Source organism: Butyrivibrio sp. XBB1001 (assembly GCF_000424505.1).
Taxonomy (GTDB): domain Bacteria; phylum Bacillota; class Clostridia; order Lachnospirales; family Lachnospiraceae; genus Butyrivibrio.
Genome location: NZ_AUKA01000009.1, coordinates 25941 through 47092, shown reverse-complemented (window position 1 = coordinate 47092; position 21152 = coordinate 25941). Strand labels below are relative to the sequence as shown.

At 39.4% G+C, this 21152-nt stretch carries 20 protein-coding genes and 2 tRNA genes; 15 read left to right on the top strand and 7 right to left on the bottom strand.

All coding sequences use genetic code 11. The annotated features are described in order from the left end of the window. Positions 1-28 precede the first annotated feature (28 nt). The 5 genes from G631_RS0109495 (at position 29) to G631_RS0109475 (ending at position 6341) form a co-directional block, all read left to right on the top strand. Entirely contained in the window at positions 29-1609 is a 1581-nt protein-coding gene (locus G631_RS0109495) for a glucose-6-phosphate isomerase (protein WP_026489233.1), read from the top strand. Between the two features lie 184 nt (positions 1610-1793). After that, positions 1794-3308 carry a sensor histidine kinase gene (locus G631_RS0109490; protein ID WP_026489232.1) on the top strand — a complete coding sequence of 505 codons (1515 nt, stop codon included), beginning with the start codon at positions 1794-1796 and terminating at the stop codon, positions 3306-3308. A 22-nt stretch (positions 3309-3330) separates the two neighbouring features. Then, complete coding sequence (locus G631_RS0109485; protein ID WP_026489231.1) at positions 3331-4020, top strand: response regulator transcription factor; 690 nt, start codon at positions 3331-3333, stop codon at positions 4018-4020. Positions 4021-4104: 84 nt separating this feature from the next. Further along, positions 4105-4875, top strand: a complete 771-nt coding sequence (locus G631_RS0109480; RefSeq protein WP_026489230.1) for an RluA family pseudouridine synthase — start codon at positions 4105-4107, stop codon at positions 4873-4875. A 14-nt stretch (positions 4876-4889) separates the two neighbouring features. Continuing rightward, on the top strand, positions 4890-6341 hold the full coding sequence (locus tag G631_RS0109475; protein WP_026489229.1) for an O-antigen ligase family protein: 1452 nt from the start codon (positions 4890-4892) through the stop codon (positions 6339-6341). Here G631_RS0109475 and G631_RS0109470 read toward each other — a convergent pair. From G631_RS0109470 to G631_RS0109460, 3 genes are all read right to left on the bottom strand, one after another. Beyond that, complete coding sequence (locus G631_RS0109470) at positions 6310-6801, bottom strand: hypothetical protein (protein ID WP_026489228.1); 492 nt, start codon at positions 6799-6801, stop codon at positions 6310-6312. The two genes, G631_RS0109475 and G631_RS0109470, sit on opposite strands and share 32 nt — an antisense overlap. Before the next feature lie 94 nt (positions 6802-6895). After that, complete coding sequence (locus tag G631_RS18760; RefSeq protein ID WP_051197101.1) at positions 6896-8194, bottom strand: sensor histidine kinase; 1299 nt, start codon at positions 8192-8194, stop codon at positions 6896-6898. 11 nt (positions 8195-8205) lie between these two features. After that, positions 8206-8880, bottom strand: a complete 675-nt coding sequence (locus tag G631_RS0109460; RefSeq protein WP_026489227.1) for a response regulator transcription factor — start codon at positions 8878-8880, stop codon at positions 8206-8208. Positions 8881-9056: 176 nt separating this feature from the next. On the opposite strand from G631_RS0109460, the gene G631_RS0109455 reads away from it, so the two are divergent. From G631_RS0109455 to G631_RS20245, 3 genes are all read left to right on the top strand, one after another. Beyond that, on the top strand, positions 9057-10232 hold the full coding sequence (locus G631_RS0109455; protein ID WP_026489226.1) for a DUF3810 domain-containing protein: 1176 nt from the start codon (positions 9057-9059) through the stop codon (positions 10230-10232). Positions 10233-10275: 43 nt separating this feature from the next. Further along, positions 10276-10971: a hypothetical protein gene (locus G631_RS0109450; protein ID WP_026489225.1), complete on the top strand. Its 696-nt coding sequence runs from the start codon at positions 10276-10278 to the stop codon at positions 10969-10971. Positions 10972-11158: 187 nt separating this feature from the next. Further along, positions 11159-11464 (top strand): hypothetical protein, encoded by a 306-nt coding sequence (locus G631_RS20245; protein WP_051197099.1) that lies wholly within the window; start codon positions 11159-11161, stop codon positions 11462-11464. Between the two features lie 115 nt (positions 11465-11579). Here the strand turns inward: G631_RS20245 and G631_RS0109440 are convergent, their stop codons facing one another. The 3 genes from G631_RS0109440 to G631_RS0109430 all read right to left on the bottom strand — a co-directional run bounded on the left by G631_RS0109440 (position 11580) and on the right by G631_RS0109430 (position 13101). After that, complete coding sequence (locus G631_RS0109440) at positions 11580-12038, bottom strand: Fur family transcriptional regulator (protein WP_035789603.1); 459 nt, start codon at positions 12036-12038, stop codon at positions 11580-11582. Positions 12039-12053: 15 nt separating this feature from the next. Further along, complete coding sequence (locus tag G631_RS0109435; protein ID WP_035789601.1) at positions 12054-12950, bottom strand: putative manganese transporter; 897 nt, start codon at positions 12948-12950, stop codon at positions 12054-12056. An 80-nt stretch (positions 12951-13030) separates the two neighbouring features. Then, positions 13031-13101, bottom strand: a tRNA-Gly gene (locus tag G631_RS0109430). 167 nt (positions 13102-13268) lie between these two features. Here G631_RS0109430 and sufC point away from each other — a divergent pair. From sufC to G631_RS0109395, 7 genes are all read left to right on the top strand, one after another. Then, positions 13269-14015, top strand: coding sequence for a Fe-S cluster assembly ATPase SufC (sufC, locus tag G631_RS0109425; protein WP_026489222.1), 747 nt, complete (start codon positions 13269-13271; stop codon positions 14013-14015). An 11-nt stretch (positions 14016-14026) separates the two neighbouring features. Beyond that, entirely contained in the window at positions 14027-15436 is a 1410-nt protein-coding gene (gene sufB, locus G631_RS0109420; RefSeq protein WP_026489221.1) for a Fe-S cluster assembly protein SufB, read from the top strand. A 14-nt stretch (positions 15437-15450) separates the two neighbouring features. Continuing rightward, the gene (locus G631_RS0109415) at positions 15451-16623 is read left to right on the top strand and encodes a SufB/SufD family protein (RefSeq protein ID WP_026489220.1); all 1173 of its coding nucleotides are present in this window, start codon (positions 15451-15453) and stop codon (positions 16621-16623) included. A gap of 26 nt (positions 16624-16649) precedes the next feature. Beyond that, on the top strand, positions 16650-17870 hold the full coding sequence (locus tag G631_RS0109410; RefSeq protein WP_026489219.1) for an aminotransferase class V-fold PLP-dependent enzyme: 1221 nt from the start codon (positions 16650-16652) through the stop codon (positions 17868-17870). After that, complete coding sequence (sufU, locus tag G631_RS0109405) at positions 17860-18309, top strand: Fe-S cluster assembly sulfur transfer protein SufU (RefSeq protein ID WP_026489218.1); 450 nt, start codon at positions 17860-17862, stop codon at positions 18307-18309. Before G631_RS0109410 ends, sufU begins: the two co-directional genes overlap by 11 nt. Positions 18310-18333: 24 nt before the next feature. Next, positions 18334-18885: a TetR/AcrR family transcriptional regulator C-terminal domain-containing protein gene (locus tag G631_RS0109400; RefSeq protein ID WP_026489217.1), complete on the top strand. Its 552-nt coding sequence runs from the start codon at positions 18334-18336 to the stop codon at positions 18883-18885. 182 nt (positions 18886-19067) lie between these two features. After that, the gene (locus G631_RS0109395) at positions 19068-20552 is read left to right on the top strand and encodes a radical SAM protein (protein ID WP_026489216.1); all 1485 of its coding nucleotides are present in this window, start codon (positions 19068-19070) and stop codon (positions 20550-20552) included. Between the two features lie 315 nt (positions 20553-20867). Here G631_RS0109395 and G631_RS0109390 read toward each other — a convergent pair. Beyond that, positions 20868-20940 (bottom strand) — tRNA-Lys (locus tag G631_RS0109390). Between the last annotated feature and the right edge of the window lie 212 nt (positions 20941-21152).

Below are 21152 nucleotides of genomic sequence, written 5' to 3'. Positions count from 1 at the left end.
TTCCACATCCCAATAGGAGGACATAAAAATGGCGAATTGGAAAAATCTTGACACACTTAATTCTTACAATGAGCTAAAAAACGTAGCTCGTGTAAATCTTGTAGACGTTATGGCCGGAGAAAACGGCGCAAAGAGAGTTAAAAACTATTCAGTTCCTATGGCAGCTGGACTTAGTTACAACTATGCAGCAAAAGAAGTTGATGACAATGTTCTTGCAGCTCTCTCTAAACTTGCAAAAGAAGCAGAGCTTTCAGAAAAGTATGAAGCTCTTTTAAGCGGCGAAGTAATAAATACTGGTGAAAAGAGAATGGTTCTTCATCAGCTTACAAGAGGTCAGCTTGCTGCTGATGTTATAGCTGATGGCGTAAATAAACGTGAATTCTATGTAAAAGAGCAGAAGAGAATTGCTGATTTTGCTAATAAGGTTCATTCTGGTGAAATTGCAAATGCCAAGGGTGAGAAGTTCACAACAGTAGTTCAGATCGGTATCGGTGGATCTGACCTTGGACCAAGAGCTATGTATCTTGCTCTTGAGAACTGGGCTAAGAGAACAGGCAACTTCAAGATGGAAGCTAAGTTCATCAGTAACGTGGATCCTGATGATGCAAGCGCAGTACTTAATTCAGTAGATGTTGCTCATTCAATTTTTATCCTTGTTTCAAAGTCAGGAACAACACTTGAAACACTTACAAACGAGTCTTTCGTAACAGATGCACTAAGGAAGGCTGGACTTGATGCTAGCAAGCACATGATCGCTGTTACTTCTGAGACTTCTCCTCTTGCTAAGAGCGACAACTACTTAGAGGCATTCTTTATGGATGACTATATCGGAGGTCGTTATTCTTCTACATCAGGAGTTGGCGGAGCAGTTCTTTCACTGGCATTTGGTCCTGACGTATTTGCTCAGTTCCTTGATGGCGCTGCAGAGGAAGATAAGCTTGCCACAGAAAAAGATATGCTCAAGAACCCTGCAATGCTTGATGCTATGATTGGTGTATATGAGAGAAACGTACTTGGATATGACAGCACAGCTGTACTTCCTTACTCACAGGGACTTAGCCGTTTTCCAGCACACCTTCAGCAGCTTGACATGGAGTCAAATGGTAAGAGTGTAAACCGCTTTGGTGAGCCTATTAACTATGTAACAGGTCCTGTAATCTTTGGTGAGCCAGGAACAAACGGACAGCATTCATTCTATCAGCTCCTTCACCAGGGAACAGATATTATTCCTCTTCAGTTTATTGGATTTAAAAACAGCCAGCTTCAGAATGATGTAAACATTCAGGATAGCACAAGCCAGCAGAAACTTTGTGCTAATGTAGCAGCTCAGATAGTAGCTTTTGCCTGCGGCAAAAAAGATGAGAATGCCAATAAGAACTTCAAGGGAGGACGCCCTTCAAGTATCATCATTGGTGATGAACTTAATCCTAAGTCACTTGGAGCACTCCTTGCTCATTTCGAGAACAAGGTTATGTTCCAGGGCTTTGTATGGAATATTAACTCATTCGATCAGGAAGGCGTTCAGCTTGGCAAGGTTCTTGCCAAGAAGGTTCTTGCTCACGAGACAGATGGAGCCCTTGCTGAATATAGTAAGTTACTTGGAATCTAATATAATAGCATTAGGAGCCCCGTTTTTCGGGGCTCTTTTTGATGTGAGTCTGGCGGCACAAATTTCTGATTGAAATATTGATAAACATTTCAACAAGAAATAGAGAATTTCATATTAACAATCAGTGACGATTTTATGATATAATTTTGATAGGTGCACAGATATAGGTTGCCGGGGGTATATAATGCGTTTTCGTACAAAACTCTTAATTACGTCAGTGGCGATAGTTATTATACCTATTATCCTGGCCCTGGGAACATTTTTTGCAGTAGGCAGATATCTTGTATATGAGCAAAAGCTAAACGAGATTTCCAGCGGGTTTGATTATAGTATGGTATCAGACCCCAGCGAGACTTTTGCTGATATGGCAGATGAAGTTACACATGATATAGCTCTAGCATGTATTGTTAATCCGTTTATATTAGAGGATATAGATTATCTTCAAAGCGTAGATAGCAAAATTGCTTCAAAATATTCATTTCTCCTTGTCATGAGAAATGATGAAGTATATTATGTGGCAAATATGGATAGAGCCCAGGATGTCATGGATGAACTTCCAGGGTATGGAACAGATATAAAGGGTATTTACTATACTGCTTCCAAGCATTTGGTCAAGCAGATTGATTTTAGATTTTCTACAGGTGATCAGGGAAGTCTGTACATTATCTCAGGTATTAGAACGGCTCTGACAGCCTCATTGTTCATCTACATGGGAATTGCGATCATCGGTATCCTTCTGATCACGAGTTTTCTTTTGACCATGTGGATAGGTAACAGTTTCTTCAAGCCAATAGATGAGCTGAATGTTGCAATGCAGCATATTCAGGATGGTAATTTCGACTACATGTTACCGACAGATGTCAAGGAAAAGGGCGAGATCGGGGCCATGTATCGTAATTACGAGGACATGAGACTTAGGCTCAAGGAATCTGCTGAGGAAAAGATATTACGAGAGAAGCAGAATAAAGAGCTTATAAGTAACATTTCTCATGACCTGAAAACCCCTATCACGGCAATAAAGGGTTATTCTCAGGGACTTTTAGAGGGTGTCGCTGATAACCCGGAGAAACAGATGAAGTACATCAAGATCATCAATAATAAGGCTAATGATATGAACAACCTTATTAATGAGCTTACCTTGTACTCCAGTATTGATAACAACAGAATTCCTTATAATTTCATAAAACTTAATGTGGGAGATTACTTTGGAGATTGCATTGAAGAGATTGGTGCAGACCTTGAGAGTAAATCCATAAAGCTTAATTATTCAAACCTGACTGCGCCTGATACGCAGATTGTTGCTGATCCGGAGCAGATAAAGCGTGTAGTTAATAATGTAGTTAGTAATAGCGTCAAATATCTTGATAGAGATGATGGGACAGGCCAGATTGATATCAGGATCCTTGATGAGATTGATTCCATCAGAGTAGAACTGGAGGATAATGGTAAGGGAATTGCTCAGAGAGACATTCCTAACATATTCGACAGATTCTATAGAACAGATGCTTCTAGAAATTCCAAGCAGGGAGGAAGTGGAATCGGTTTATCTATTGTTAAAAAGATAATAGAGGATCATGGCGGATATATATGGGCTACTAGCCATGAGGGAGAGGGAACATGCATGCACTTTGTACTGAGAAAGTACGTTGAGTATGCAGACAACCAGGAAACTGTCACAGTAGACCACGAAACACAATAAAAAAGAAAGGTTAGAGACGTGTATGAGTAGAATTCTTATTGTTGAGGATGAAGAGGCTATTGCTGATCTTGAGAAGGACTATCTTGAGCTGAGCGACTTTGAGGTTAAAATTGAGAATACTGGAGATGCAGGTCTTGAAACTGCTCTAGCAGAGGATTTTGACCTTATCATTTTGGATCTGATGCTTCCAGGTATGGACGGATTTGAGGTTTGTAAGCACATTAGGGAAAAGAAGGATGTGCCGATCCTTATGGTTTCTGCCAAGAAGGATGATATCGACAAGATAAGAGGACTTGGACTTGGAGCTGACGACTATATAACCAAGCCATTTAGCCCATCTGAGCTGGTTGCCCGTGTAAAGGCGCATATGGCAAGATATTCAAGGCTTGTCGGATCAGGTCACGAGAACAATGATTTTGTCGAGATCCGTGGTCTTAAGATTGATAAGACTGCCAGAAGAGTATATGTTGATGATCAGGAGAAGAGCTTTACAACTAAGGAGTTTGATCTTCTTACTTTCCTTGCAGAAAATCCAAACCACGTATTTACCAAGGAAGAGCTCTTTAGAAAAATTGGGAACATGGATTCAATCGGAGATATTGCAACTGTTACAGTTCATATCAAAAAAATCCGTGAGAAGATTGAATATGACACATCAAATCCTCAGTACATAGAGACAATCTGGGGCGTGGGATACAGATTCAAGGTTTGATGCTAGATAGATCATGTGACTCCTATCCGGTTTCCGGGTAGGAGTTTTCTTTTGAAATCATATGATAATAACAAGGAAATAAGAATGAAAAGCATAGAATACATATATGAAGACAATGACATTTTGGTGTGCCATAAGCCTGCAGGCATGGCTACAGAAGGCGCTAAATCCTATAGTATGGATGTTGTCAGTGCTGCAAGAAATTATATAAGCCGCCAGAATAGAGGGAAAAATGAAGGAAGAAAGCCCCCATATGTTGCAACAGTCCATAGGCTTGATCAGCCTGTAGAGGGAGTTATCATCCTGGCCAAGAACAAGAATGCCGCTACAGACATCGCTTCCCAGATAAAGAAAAGAACTACTGACAAATATTACTATGCCTTATGCTATGGAACTTTTGAGGAGAAAAAGGGAAAACTTGAAAATCTTCTAGTAAGAAAAGAAGACGGTTTTGCAGCTGTTATATCAGAAAAAGAGAAACAAAGCCTTAATGAAAATACCATTACACTTGAAAATGGAAGCAGCATCAGAATCATGTCAGGAGAAGTTAAGGATGCTAAGTTAGAATATGAGGTCATAGCAGAAACTAAAGAGGAATCTCTTTTGCGAATAAAACTTCTTACTGGAAGATTTCATCAGATAAGAGTTCAGCTTTCTAATATAGGGCATCCGATTCTTGGAGATCGGAAGTACGGAACACTTAAGTCTACCGAGCTTTCAGATAAAAAAGCTGTAAAAGATGTATGCCTTGTTAGCTACAAGTTTGTTTTAGACCATCCTGTAACAAAAAAGAGGATGACTTTTGAGATTTCCCCGGACAACCCACAGATAAAGGCAATGCTTGAAACAAAATAAAAAAGAGGTCAGACATGGAACTTCTATATTTGCTATATATGCTGTTATTATGCGGCTTTTTGCCACTTTATATGAATGCGGGATATTATGAACTAGGCGAAGCCAAGGCCTTATGCTACCTTGTCATAAGTATCCCATTTGTCATTATCCTTCTTATAAGAGAACTTGTCAGATATAGAAAAGAGGCTGGCGAAGAAGGAAAGGCTCTGGATAATAACATAGATAAATTCTTTCTATATGGAACCCTATTCTCCTGCTTTATCTCCTGGCTTTTTTCTGTAGATAAAAAGGTGGCTTTCTTTGGATATGAGGGATGGAGAAATGGCCTTTTGACAACTCTTGTTGCCATTTCCTTTTGCATATTTATAAGTAAAAGCGGATTTTTTAAAAGTCAGATTCTGGCCCTGTTTTTGCTGGTGCCCCTTTTTGAGTTTGCACTTTCTATATTAAATAGAATGAGTATTTTTCCTTTTATGATTGCTGGACAAAACTCATCGTTTGTAGCTACTATTGGAAATATTAACTGGTTTTCAGGCTTTCTTTCTATCTGGGTTCCACTGGGCGTGGGATTTATGTTTGTTCAAAAAAGATTTTCCTCTCGCTTTTTCCTGTTGGGAATATATACAATAGTGGGCCTGGTTGCTCTGTTTTTGCAGGGGAGTGAAGGAGCAGGGCTTATAATTTGCGCCTGCTATGGACTTCTTTTGTGGTATGGCACATTAGATAGAGAAAACTTCAAAGCTTTTCTGATCCAGGCTATAGTTCTTGGGATATCTATGAGCATAGTTGATATTCTGATGATGTTTGCAGGAAATTATTATAACTACAGCGATAACCTTTTGCTGGTCATTTGTAGATCTCATGTTGGAGCAATTATCATAGCCGCAGCATTTTTCGTCTACAGAGTATCAAGATTATTTGAAGAGATAAAGGTTTCTTTTTACTCAAAAACATACAAAAAGATTTACATAGTAGTGATGGTTGCTGCTCTAGCCACAGCGATTGTGCTTTTGATAATGAATTTTTCTGAGGATTTTGGAAATGGAAGAGGGATCATTTGGCGGATGTGCGCTGAGATTTACGCCGGATTATCACCTTGGCAAAAGCTTGTGGGAATTGGCCAGGACTGCCTTTATCCTTATGCAATGTCTGACGGGTACTGGAATAGCTCTTTTACCAATGTATTTAATGGGGCAGCCCTTACAAATGCTCACTGCGAGCTACTTACGGTTCTGCTTGAAAGAGGCCTTATCGGAGCCATAACCTACTTGGGACTATTTATCTCGGTCATCTACAAACTTGCTATGGCAAAAGAAAAGGAGCATGCAAAAGTCATTTGCGCGCTCCCTGTTATCTCGTATTTTATTTTTAATCAGATATCTTTTCCACAGGTAACTTCTATGCCTTACTGTCTGATCCTGATTGGAATTGCAATTAACCTATCAGGTAATCGGGAATTGGAATAGAGTCGTCGAGCTCGTGGAAAAAGGTTCTGGTTTCTACTATTCCATAAAGAGCTTCCTTGTATTCGAAAAGAAATCGCTCATTTATATTTTCTTTTCCGTACATATTAACACGGCCCATATAGGCGTTCAGGATTGAAACATAGCGTTTATCTAAATCAAACTTTTTGATGATCTCATCTTTCCTGCGCCTTGGGTGCTTGGAAGCAAATTTTCTAATGTCTATCTGGAGGTCTACAGGCAGCTCTTTTTCTCTTTCATGTACTGCATGCAGGTATTTGTTGTAGGTGTCTTCATCAATCTTCTCGAAGTGGTTTACGAATTCAAGACAGCAGGCTCCATCTGGTAAGTTGAGTCTTACGCGGTCCTGACCATAAACATCCTCAATCTCGGCAACGACATGGGGAACTAGTGGTTTGCCATTGTAGTCTAAGATAATTACTTTATCTCCCTTTTTATACATCAGTTACCTCCCAAATGCATTATATTTTGTAAATTAATTATAGCATGATAAGTGCATAAACCCGCGTAGTTTATGAGAAATTTACAAAATGTTATCATTTGGTTCGCTGTATACTCTTTGGTAACTGCTTGGGAAGCGTAACTAAAAAGCGTATTATGTTATCTCCTTCTTTTTGAGCTTCTATTGTGCCGCCGTGAGAAGTGGCAATGGCTCTTGCTACAGAAAGCCCAATACCGTATCCGCCGGTGTCTCTAGATCTTGATGAATCTGCTCTGTAGAATCTGTCAAATAATCTGTCCAGATTTCCCTTAGGAATATTATCGCAGGTATTTGAAACCTCAAATTGGATAGTGTTTGTTTTGGATAGTTTGACAAAGATACGGCCTTTGTCAGAGGAGTACTTTATAGCATTATCTATAAGCAGGGAAGAAAGCTGAGAGATGGCATTTTTATCGCCTGTAATATGTATGCCATCATCTATCTCTACCATATAGTTTTTGCCCTTAGAAGAAGCAATAGTCTCAAATGAACTTGCAGACTCCCTGATAACACTACTCATATCAAAGTCAGAGTATACTACATGCATTACTTCCTCATCCATTTTGGATAAGGTCAAAAGATTCTTCACAAGATCGTTCATTCTCTTGGTCTGGTTCTTTATACTTGAAGTCCATTCATTTTTTCCACCTTCAAGCTCTAATACATCGACATTTGCAGATATCACTGCGAGTGGCGTCTTTAATTCGTGACCGGCATCGGTTATGAATCTCTTTTGCTTGTCAAGGGATTCAACAACCGGGGCAACAGCACGGCCTGAGAACATATATACCAGGATAAACATTGCAACAAGGGCTAGAGCTCCGATGCAAAGTGACTGGAATAACAGCTTGTAGACATTGATCATAGAAACGCTCAGATCTACAAAAATGATGAGGCTTGTACCATCCTCATTATTAACTCTGTAATATCTATAGGAGTGATACATCCCCTTTGCTTTATTTCCTGCATATGCAGCACTTGCATAGTCGGATGCTGAAGCCTCTGAGATGGCAGCGATATGCATGAGATTGGTTTCTGTTATGGCCCCATCCGCATCGAAACGAACAAAGAAATACCTTGATTGGTAGGGCATTTCCACTCTTTTGGCATCATTTAATCTATCAAAAGAAAAAGGCTTGTCAGGAGTTAATTTATCATCTGCAGGAGCCGGATTCATGCGGCGCATGTCAGGAAAGTAGCCGTTATTATCAGCCAACATGGTTAATAGATTGTCTGCATCCTGAAACATACTGTAGACGTTTACTGCATTTATAATGCCAATCATGACAACTAAGATTACTAAAAGGGATAGCATGGCTGTTATGACAAATTTTTTTCTAAGCTTTCTGACCATAGAGTACCTCTCTAATTTGCTTCACTGATTGAATAGCCAAGTCCTCTGGCTGCCTTTATTTCACAGGTTGCATCAAGTGATGCCAGCTTTTTTCTAAGGTTTGAGACATAAACCCATACTACATTTACATCGGCCTCGCCGTCTGCCCAGATATGATCCATAAAATTGTCTACGGAAATGATTCTTCCTGGTGAAGTCATGAGCATCTCCATCATCTGAAACTCTCTGCCTGAGAGCCTGATTTTTTCATGATCAGGAGTTGATAACTCGTAACCAGCCCTGTCAAGAGTTAGGTTTCCACAAGTCAGATTGGGTTGTGAAAAGTCAGATTTTCTACGGAGCATTGCACGGACTCTGGCCAAAAGCTCACCCATGTCAAAGGGCTTAGGAAGATAGTCATCTGCTCCAAGGTCAAGACCCTTTATTCTGTCATCAACTTCAGTTTTGGCAGTAAGAAATAGAACTGGCGTGGAAAGGCCTTTTTCACGTAATTTTTTAAGGACATCCATGCCATCAAGACCAGGCATCATAATATCAAGTATTATGCCGTCATAATCGCCGGTAAGGGCATAGTCGAGGGCGTCTGTTCCATTATAGACAGCATCGACAGTGTAGTTACTATGTTTTAGTATCGCCACAAGTGCGTTTACAAGTTCAACTTCATCATCTGCAAGTAGTAGTCTCATTTTGTTACCTCATTTTATTAGTACAAACTCTTCCTACCTTAATAATTTTAGCATAGTAGCCTAAAGCGAAACTAAAATATGTATAAAATATGAACGTTTTGGCCCTCTTTTGGACATGCCTAGTACATATTTGCTCAGTACAATATTTTTATTAGGACGCGTCGGGGGTATTGCTGATGAAAAAGGGGAAAACAGCGTATTCTTTACCAATTATAATTATTATAGGACTATGTATTATCTTTAATGTAGCTGCATGGAAAAGTGCGGCTTTTTCTGACTTTTATGTCACTAATATTTTTCCGGTAATTACAGGTTTATATGGAAGAGTTACAAGTCTTGTGGGCTTTTCTGTGGGAGAAGTTTTGCTGGTAGCGGTGGTTTTGTACATAGCTTTTTTGCTGGTGTTTGTTCTAGTCCATACAATTATCCTTACTGTAGCAAGGTTTTCTGGGGAGAACAGTAGGAAAGATACATTGGCAGGCGGGATATTAAATAAGATATCAGACATCCTCTACAGGGTAACACCAGTTCTTTTAACAATTACTATAGTTATAATGAGCCTGAATTGTTTCGTGTTATACCATTGTTCCCGCATAGGAATCGGAGTTCAGGCATCGGAGGATGACTATAATATAGTTGAACTTACTCAGCTAAGAGATTATGTGGTTAGAAAGTGCAATGAGCTTTCTAAGAAGGTTCCACATGACGAGAATGGAAATGTGTTATATGAGGGAAATATGGCGGAAACTGCAAAAGAGGCAATGTTGGGACTCTCTGGCGAATATCCAAGACTTGGGGGATATTATGTAACTCCTAAAGCCCTGTATTTTTCAGACTTTATGTGTCAGCAGTACATGCAGGGATATTATTTTCCATTTTCTATGGAAGCAAATTATAACGATACCATGAACATGATGCACAAGCCGTTTACTATGTGCCATGAACTTGCGCACACTCACGGATACATATATGAGGATGAAGCAAATTTCTTTGGATTTCTGGCGTGCATAAATTCTGATGACATTGTATTTCAATATAGTGGTTATCTGGGAGTCCTCAATTACATAAACAATGACTTTTATGATGCTGTAGGGGAAAAAGAATACAAGAAGCACGTAAAGATTTCTGATAGAGTCAAATATGATAATCAGTTTCTTTCTCCAGAGGGCTGGCAAGAGGTTGAAAAAAAGGCCGTTATCAAGACAGAAACAGTTAAAAAAGCTGCGGATACTTTCGTTGATACAAATCTGAAGGTAAATGGTGTTTCTGCAGGAAAGGCCAGCTACAGATATGTTGTGGGACTGATCATGGATTATTATTATAATAACAGTGTATTGGCAAGGGTTTCGTGAGGTATAATAAGTACTAGCGAATTAAAGTAGTTAGGAGAAACCTATGAAAAAGAATAAATCAGTTCTATTAGGAGTACTTGCCATGATGCTTCTGCTAGTAGGATGTAAACCATCTGAAGAAAAACTGTCAGAAGCAGAGAATGCAAGAAACCAGCTTGTTCAGGCCAGAGCAGCTGCAGAAGAAACATATCTTGATATAGCAGACACCTCATTAAGGCCAGAACTTGACACGCTAGGCGTTAAAGTGACAGAAATAGAAGCCTTGGATTTCACTAAGATGAGTGACAAAAAGATAGATGCTGTTCTTCCTACGATAGCAGAGCTTACTGACAGCTATAGCACAGTTCAGGGGAAACTAGATGGCACTTATCAGGAAGAGGCGACAGCCAACGCTGAGCAGGCTAAAAATATCCAGATAAATTCATATATTATTAACCAAATGGGCTTTGATATTAATAGCATTGTTCTCCATGATATTACAACAGATACATATTCTGGAAATCTCATTGGTGATGGAAATATTCTGGAATCAGGCTATACACTGATGGGAATAAAATTGGAAGTACATACAGATAGTAATGCCTGGGAGTTTATTGTAAAAAACACCACAGATACAAGTTTTACCCTTCCATGCGAGAGTTTAAAAGATGTAGATCCTTCAGGAGTATCACTTTCTTTTGAGTATGATAATGATACGCAAAATGGTTCGGTGACCTTTGGAGGATACTTTTCAAATTGACGATTTCTTGATTTTTATTAATGTTTTTGTGAATTATTAACAAAATCTTAAAGAAATCTTAAGAGAAAATGCACAAGTTCATTCATGACATTTAAAAATTCAGAGTATATAATCTTATTTCGTACTGAAGCAATTGGCTTGCAATGTAATTGCAAAGTATAAAGGTTAGAAGAGGAGATTATATATTATGAAGAAGAATATCGTAACATTACTTTCAGCATTAACACTTTCAGCAGCAGTACTTGCTGGTTGCGGAGAGACAACTGTAGAGACAGCTGTAGAAGAGACATCTGTAGAGGCTTCTGTAGAAGCATCTGTAGAAGAGGCTGTTGAGGCTGCTTCAGAGGCATCTTCAGTAGAAGAGGCTGTTGAGGCTGCATCAGATGCTTCATCTGTAGAAGAGGCTACTGAGGCTACATCAGACGCTTCAGCTGAGGCTTCATCTGAGGAAGAGGCTGCAACAGAGGCTACTTCAGAGGCATCAAACAACTAATTCAATTAGATTTTTTACACCAGGTTTAGACTAGTTAATAATCAATTGCTTTAGTCAGTACAATAATTTGAGCCACCACATTCAAATGGATGTGATGGCTCTTATTATTTTTCTTTTATTTCTCTTTTGAGCAGTTTTCGCAGTAGCCGTAGATCTCAAGGTTGTGACCTGTTATTTCAAATCCTGGAACGGAATGCTCGATTTCGTGTTCAATCTCATGAAGCGGACATACAGCGATAGGCATTTTCTTGTGGCACTTTAGGCACACGACATAGTGTCTGTGCTTGCCGGACTTTAACTCGTAGAGAGCAGTTTCTTCGGTGGCAAGAACAGTTTTAGATATGACACCAGCTTTTTCAAATGCAATAAGATTTCTGTATATGGTGGAAAAAGCATACATCTCAGAAAGATGTTCATTATTCAGCTTTGTATAAATATCTGCCGCAGATAGGGGTTCATGACTTCCATAAAGAATCTTGAAAATATCAATCCTTTGTTTTGTCTTCTTGACACCTTCCGGCCAGTTGCGTTCAATTATCTCATCATACGATTCTGCATGTATTTTACAGCTCATAGTTTCCTCAATATCTTAAATAGTAATTCCAATAAGATCGATAAGTAGTCCAATCACAGTTCCAATGAAGAATAAAAGAAGAGCAATGTTGATGTTCTCTTTTTTATTGTCATTAACTCTAAATAGAACTAATAGTCCAATTCCAGCTCCAACTAAAAGACCTGACATCATAGTTCCCAAAGTGATCATTTGATCAAGATAGAGCTCAGTTATGATAACAGAAGCAGCACAGTTAGGAATAAGCCCAACAAGCCCGGCGAGGATATGGCTGATGACGGGACTTGTTTTTAAAAGAAGGGCAACCTTATCTTCGCCAATAAGTTCAATCACAAGATTTAATACTAAAGTAAGGATCAGTACAAATACAAAAATGTGGAAAGTATGAACAAATGCAGATTTTACAATGCCAAATAATCCCTCTGACTCGTCATCATCGCAGTGACAATGTTCTTTTTCACAAAGTGAAGAAATTCTAACTGGGTCATTTATAGATTTGTTGTGAGCCTTGTGATAGGCATGTACTACAAAATCAATCACAAAGCCTGCGAGAATTCCGATCAGAGCCTTGATAGCAAGAACCTGAATCATAGTCTTTATTGGAACCTGCTCTGATATAAACAAAGGAATCATCTCATCTGAAGTGGATAAGTATATAGCGATGAGTGTTCCTAAAGTTATAACGCGGCCAGCATACAGGTTCGATGCTGCTGCTGAGAAACCACACTGAGGAAATGCTCCTATCAGGCCTCCCCATAAAGGTCCGAAGTGCTCTGTTTTTTCTACAATGCCGGAAGTAAACTCAGCAGTCTTATGTTCTAAATACTCCATAATAAGATATGTGATAAATAAGAATGGCAATATCTTAAGGGAATCAATTAGTGCGTCGATTACTACATCTAATATAAGTTCCATATTTTCTCCTTGATCTTGTTTCTAGTACTTGCAAATGCAAATCATTTGCATTTAGAAAAATTGCAAAAAAAATAGCAGAAAGCGGGTGATGGGAATCGAACCCACGTATCCAGCTTGGAAGGCTGGTGTTCTACCATTGAACTACACCCGCAAGGTGCTGACAAGAATGTATTCTACCCACTTTTAAGTAGTATGTCAAGAACTTTTATGATAAACTATCATTGTTTGTCAATTGACATCGTAAGGGTGCGGTGTTAATATAAATCCTACTAAGTTAGTAGGAAAACATTTTGGATAATTTTCGAAAGGAAAAATGTTATGTCAGATCAGTATTTGTTACAGGTTAAGGATTTATCAGTATCAATTGATAATGAACTTCCTATACTTAATAAAATCAATTTGGATATCAAACCAGGAGAAACTCATGTACTTATGGGCCCTAACGGAGCAGGTAAGTCTACACTTGGTTATACTCTTATGGGTAATCCACATTACAACGTTACTGAAGGTAATATTATTTTTGAGGGACAGGATATTACAGAAGCTTCTGCAGATAAGAGGGCCAAGGCTGGAATGTTTCTTTCTTTCCAGAATCCATATGAGGTTCCTGGAATATCTCTTTCTAGTTTCATAAGAAATGCATATCATGCGCAGACTGGAGCGCCTGTTAAGCTTCTTGCCTTCCAGAAATCCTTGAAGGCAGCTATGGAAATCCTTTCTATGGATGAGTCATATGCTGACAGAGATCTTAATGTTGGTTTTTCTGGTGGTGAGAAAAAGAAGGCAGAGATATTGCAGCTTCTTATGCTCAATCCTAAGTTTGCAATTCTTGATGAAACAGATTCCGGACTTGATGTAGACGCTGTTCGTACTGTATCTAAGGGTATCGAAGAGTATCAGAAGAAGAAAGACGGAGCTCTTCTTATAATTACTCATAGCACTAAGATATTGGAGTCACTTCACGTTGATTATACACATGTACTTGTTAAGGGCAATATTGTTCATACAGGTGATGGTTCATTAGTGGATGAGATCAACGCAAATGGTTTTGAAAGATTTATCTAAAGAGGAAAGACATGAGCGATAATAAACAGGTTGTGGCCGATATCGACCGCAGTTTATATGATTTTAAAGATGTAGAGACAGAAGCTGAATTCTATCGAATGGAAGAGGGTCTCACTGAGGAAACTGTTCTTAAGGTTTCCGAGGAAAAGAATGACCCGGAATGGATGAGAGATTTCAGATTAAAATGTCTTAAGTTATATGAAGAGATAAAGATGCCTAACTGGGGACCTAGTATTGAGGGCCTCGATATGGACAGAATATCTTCTTATGTAAGACATAAGTCAGATATGAAAGGCAAGTGGGAGGATGTTCCTGAGGATATCAAGAACACCTTCGAAAAGCTTGGAATCCCTCAGGCAGAGAGAGAGTCTCTTGCTGGAGTTGGCGCGCAGTATGACTCAGAGCTTGTATATCACAATGTCAAGGATGAGGTAGCTGCTCAGGGAGTTATTTATACAGACCTTGAAAGCGCACTTCATGGTGAATACGCAGATATGATCAAGGAACATTTCATGAAGCTTGTTCCACCAACAGACCACAAATTTGCGGCTCTTCACGGAGCAGTTTGGTCGGGTGGTTCTTTTGTGTATGTTCCTAAGGGAGTTAAGGTGGATATTCCACTTCAGTCATACTTTAGATTAAATGCGGCTGGAGCTGGTCAGTTTGAACATACTCTTATAATCGTAGATGAGGGTGCGGACCTTCACTTTATAGAGGGATGCTCTGCTCCCAAGTATAACGTTGCCAATCTCCACGCAGGATGCGTTGAGCTTTTTGTTGGAAAGGGCGCAAGACTTCGCTATTCCACAATCGAGAACTGGTCCAAGAATATGTATAACCTTAATACAAAGAGGGCAGTTGTTGAGGAAGGCGGAATAATGGAATGGGTATCTGGATCATTTGGTTCACATACTTCATATCTTTATCCAATGACAATCCTAAAGGGTAATAACTCCAAGATGGAATTTACAGGTATTACATTTGCAGGTAAGGGCCAGAATCTTGATACAGGAGCTAAGGTTGTTCATATCGGAGAGGGAACATCATCTAGTATCTCTACCAAGTCTATTTCCAAGGACGGCGGTATTGGTACCTACAGAAGTAGTGTAACAATTCAGAAGACTGCCAAAAAGGCAAAGGCTTCTGTTTCATGTGATTCTCTTATGCTTGATAGCATTTCAAGAGCAGATACAATCCCTGCTATGGATATCAGAACCAATGATGCTGACGTAGGACACGAGGCAAAGATTGGTAGAATCAGTGATGATGCAATTTTTTATCTTATGTCCAGAGGCATTAGTGAAGAAGATGCCAGGGCAATGATAGTAAGCGGATTTGCTAATCCTGTATCCAAGGAACTTCCGCTTGAATATGCAGTTGAGATGAACAATCTTATCAAGCTTGAGATGAGCGGACACTAATAGGAGCAAGTAACATGAGCAGAGATTTGAATATGAAGGTAAATGTACTGCCTGTTTACACATATAATTTCTTGAAAGTAAATGACAGTACAATAGATGCCGCAGATATAAATATTGATTCACTTGTTGGACCTGAAGTTAAGGATCTTCCTGATGGAGTGGTTCTCAAAAGAGGAGTATCTTTTGAGGAAGCTGGAGAAGTATTCAGGGCCAATAAAGAAAAGATTCTTTTTACCACTGGAGTGCCAGGAGGTCCTAATGGGGATACCTCATTAAGAGATGAAGAGCAGGCTGTCAGAACAGGAATGGGCATTGATGTCGATAAATTGTTTATTGAAGCTGGTGCCAAGACAGATATTTTCACCGTAGATGAGGGTAAAAAAGTTGAAAGACCTGTAATTCTTAGATTTGATATGGAGAATGGCAAAGGAATGCTTGCATCTCAGGTCATTCATGCCCGCAAGGATTCAGAAGTGACTGTTATCATGGATTACAGTTCACAGGACGCAGGAGCTGTAGGCTTTTTGGGAGTAAGCACTAGAATCCTTGCAGAAGAAGGCGCAAGAGTCAATTTGGTTAAGACGCAGCTTCTTGGTAACCAGTATATTCATTTTGATGATATTGGTGGAGCCTGCTTTGAAAATGGCGCTATAAGGCTTATATCACTTGAACTTGGAGCTTTCAAGGCCTGGAATGGATGCTATATCAATCTCGCTGGCAAGCAGTCTGATTTTACTAGTGATACAGGCTATTATTGCGCGGGAGAAGATAACCTTGACATTAATTTTGTAGCAGACCACAGAGGCAAAAAGACTAATGCTCTACTGCAGTTTAAGGGAGTTCTGATGGGTAATGCCCAGAAGACACTTAGGTTTACCATTGACTTTAAGAATGGAAGCGCAGGATCAGTTGGAGATGAGCAGGAAGATACTCTTTTGCTGAGTGAGGATGTTGTAAACCGCACAATGCCAATCATTCTATGCCAGGAAGAGGACGTTGACGGAAGACATGGTGCTACTATTGGTCAGCTTGGTGAAGATATTCTGTTTTACATGCAGACAAGAGGCATAGACGAGGATGAGGCTAAGAGAATCATGATCAAGGCAAGACTTGATAGTGTTGCAAGGCTTATTCCTGACGAAGAACTAATGCAGAGAGTGCAGTATTTTATTCAGAATATTGCTTGATTATAGGAGATTAAGGAGATAAGCCAATGGGCAACCTACAGGAGTTTCGCAAGGATTTTGATATTTTAAACTCCGGCGACTATGTATATTTTGACAATGCAGCTACATCCCAAAGACCAAGGCAGGTTCTGGAAGCTGTTGAAAATTTTTATAAGACAAAAAATGCAAATCCATTAAGGGGATTGTATGATTGGAGCATGGATGCCACAGAGGCTTACGAGAATGCTAGAAAAGTTGTGGCAGATTTTATAGGTGCAGGTAGAAGTGAGGAAATTATCTTTACCAGAAATACTACAGAATCATTAAATCTTGTGGCGTATAGCTATGGACTTGAGAATGTTCACGAGGGCGACGAGATTGTTGTAACTGTAATGGAACACCACAGTAATCTTCTTCCATGGCAGATGGTTGCAAAAAAGAACGGAGCAAAATTGATATTCCTTGAGCCAGATGAAGAGGGTCTTATTTCCAAAGAGGAGTATGAGACAAAGATTACTGACAAGACCAGGATTGTTGCCATAGGACATGTATCTAATGTATTTGGAGTAACCAATCCAGTAAAAGAAATTGCTAAATATGCTCATTCAAAAGGCGCTATCGTAGTTGTTGATGGAGCACAGTCTACTCCACATATGGCAGTTAACGTTCAGGAGCTTGGTGCTGATTTCTTTGCTTTTTCAGGCCATAAGATGCTGGCTCCTATGGGAATTGGTGCTTTGTATGGCAGATACGAACTGCTGGAGAAAATGCAGCCATTTTTAACTGGCGGTGAGATGATTGAATATGTGACTAGAACTGACGCCACATATGCTGAAATACCTCATAAATTTGAAGCAGGAACTGTTAATGCAGGAGATGCAGTTGGACTTGCTTCAGCTATAGAGTATCTTAAAAACGTTGGATTTGATACAATAGAAGAACAGGAACTTAAACTTACGAAGCTTCTTATGGAAGGTCTTGAGAAACTTCCATATATCAAGGTTTATGGCTCTAAGGATTATAAAAAGCACTGCGGAATAGTGACATTTACAATGGAGGGAGTTCATCCTCATGATATGTCATCTGTCCTTAACGACGATCATGTTTGTATAAGAGCAGGCCATCACTGTGCCCAGCCACTTATGCAGTTTATAGGCGCAGGATCTACTGCAAGAGCTAGTGTATATTTTTATAATACAGAAGAGGAAGTAAAGATATTCCTTGATAAGCTTTCCAAGGTTAGAGAGGTTATGGGATATGGAGCTTAAACAGTTATATCGTGAAATAGTAAATGAGCATAATCTTCATCCTGTTCACAAGGGCAAGATGGAGAATCCTGATCTTATTTTAAGAGGAGTTAACCCTAGTTGTGGAGATGATATTACTCTTCAGCTAAGACTCAAGGACGGAATTATCGAAGATGGTATGTATGATGGCAGTGGATGTGCTATTTCACAGGCATCTGTAGATATGATGGTAGATCAGATCATAGGCAAGAATAAAGAGGAAGCCATAAAGCTTGCTGGAACTTTCATGGGAATGATAAAGGGAGAAATCACTGATGAAGAGAGCATAGAGGCTCTTGATGAGGCTGCTGCTCTTCAGGATGTGGCACATATGCCAGCAAGGGTTAAATGTGCTGTTTTAGGATGGCATACTATGCAGGAGATGCTAGAGCATCCGGAGAAGGCCACTGGCGAAGTATAACTTATAATGTAGGAGGCGATAGTTGTGGCTGATTCAAATATTACCAAACATGCACTTGCTTCTGCATTAAAAAAACTTATGCGAGAGAAACCTTTTGATAAGATCAGTGTTTCTGATATTTGTGATGGGTGTGGGATGAATAGAAAGAGCTTCTACTACCATTTCAAGGACAAATACGATCTTGTTGAATGGATATTCAAGACAGATATAGTAGATAAAATGGATTTTGCCGGATACGATAAGGGATGGGACCTTCTACTTGATTTGTGTGGCAAATTTTACGCAGAAAAAGATTTTTATAGGGCGGCATTTAAGATTGATGGACAGAATGGTTTCAAAGATTATGTTCTTCAAACATTAGAGCCGATAGCAAAGTATTTTATGCAAGGCAATGCCTACAAAATAGAGGCAGATGAATTTGGAATCACGTTTTTTGGCGATGCATTCTTAACTGCGGTTATGCGCTGGTTGAGAGAAGGAATGGTGCTTGAACCAGAGGCTTTTGTGACTAGGATAAGAAGTGTAAGTGTGGGACTAGCCGAAATTGTAATTGAAGATGAAAAAGATAATCCTTGAGAAGATAAATTTCTTCTCAAGGATTTTTTACTTTAAGAGTTGGGCGAAATTTGTGGCAAAAACTCTAAAATGTCTAAAAATTCCCCAAAAATAAGCTTTTGGTCAATGAAAACAATTTCCCATAAATTTACAATTTAGGCAGAAGATGGGGATAGATTTCTTTGATAAAGGAGGGGCATAATATGGGAACAATAATATCTAATATTTCTCACAAAGCGCAAAGACATGCGTTTAGCATTTTGATTGACAAATACTTAAAACATCTTGATAAAGCAGAGGATAGAACAGCGACATACCTCAAGCTTGTAGACGAAGCAGAGCGCTTTTGGGGTGAGGGAGCAGATAAAGAGAAACTTGAGCTTGTAAGAGAGGCATTTAAAGATCCAAACAATAGGTGGGTCAAATTTATTAATTCAGTTGTGGATGAGACGGATCCACACGTTGCAAAAATGATGATGCTCAACCTTGGTTATGAGGCCTTCTTTAGAGGGACCAAGATGATAAGGGCGAATAGGGAAAAGTATGGCTGTAATATCCCTTGGCTTATATTGTTTGATCCAACAAGTGCCTGCAATATGCACTGCGCAGGATGCTGGTCTGGCACTTATGGCCCGAAACACAATCTTTCCTTTGAGGACATGGATAAGATTGTTACTCAAGGAAAAGAACTTGGTGTTTATCTATATATGATGACGGGCGGAGAACCACTTGTTAGAAAAAAGGACATCCTTAAACTTGCAGAAAAGCATAATGATGTTGAGTTTTCGATTTATTCAAATTCAACACTTATAGATGAAGATTTTTGTAAAGAGGTAGTCAGACTGGGAAATCTGACTTTCCAGCTTTCAATAGAGGGTACGGCAGAGACTAATGATGCTCGTCGCGGAATCGGTCATTATGATGCTGTAATGAATGCTATGAGTCTGTTTAAAAAGTATGGAATCATTTATGGAACATCAATCTGTTATACGAGAGAAAATATAGAAGCAGTAACTAATCCTGATTTCATAAGATTTATAGCTGAAAAAGGTGCGAGATTTGGATTTTTCTTCCATTATATGCCTGTTGGAAACAACGCAGTTCCAGAATTGATGCCAACAGTAGAACAGAGAAGAAAAATGGTTGAGCAGATTAGATTCCTTAGAAGTGACAAGTGCGATATTGGATTCTTCCCTATGGATTTTCAGAATGATGGAGAATCAGTGGGAGGATGTATTGCGGGAGGTCGTAATTATTTCCATATTAATTCGAGTGGAGACGCTGAACCTTGCGTATTTATACACTTCTCTAATACTAATATCCATACCCACTCAATTCTGGAAATGCTACAGAGCCCGCTGTTCATGGAGTATCACAAGGGACAGCCGTTTAATAAGAATCATTTAAGACCATGTCCGATGTTGGAAAATCCTAAGCTTTTAAGAGAGATGGTTGAAAGATCTGGGGCCTATGGAACAAATGAAGAGTCTGAGGAGTCAGTAGAACATCTTTGCTCAAAGTGCGATGATTATGCAGAAGAGTGGGGAGGGGTTGCAGATGAGATATGGGCAAGCCAGAAGCATTCTAAAAAGAAGTATGAGAATTATGCAAAGGAAAAGAGATCTGGAAGTAATATAAGGGTGTTTAAGCATAGGCCGCTAAGAAAGAATAGAGTGAAGAGAGCGTAAATAAAATAAGCCATGCCGACAGACTCGGAACAAATGCGGTGGATTGGCTACGCAAGATTCGAAATTCACAAAGTGAATTTCTCATTTACGCGGCGTTCGCAGATCTTTGCACTTAAATTGAGCCATACCGACAGACTCGAAATGCTGCGCATTTCTCGTTGTCGCGGCTTTCGCCGTATATGCACAAATAAAAAATCGCACTTTCGTGAGTAAACTCCCGACGTGCGATTTTATTTGTGCATGCATGGCTCAATTTAACGCGCAAAGAAAAAGTACCATCCCCATGGGATATACCCACGAAAACAGTACTCGGCGTGCACCGCCAGGGTCTCGAACCCTGGACAACCTGATTAAGAGTCAGGTGCTCTACCAACTGAGCTAGCGGTGCATTCGTTATTTACTTGGCTTGCTTGGCCATGTCTTAACGACAAGTGATACTATACTACGTAAAAAACATTAATGCAAGCATTTTTTTGAAAAAAATTTAAAAAATTTTAAAAATCCAGTATTTATGCGGTTTTCACAATGAATTTTTTGTGTTAAATTATATAAGGCAGTTCTTTTTTTCTAGAATTTTTTAAAAAGAAATTGCTTTTTGGA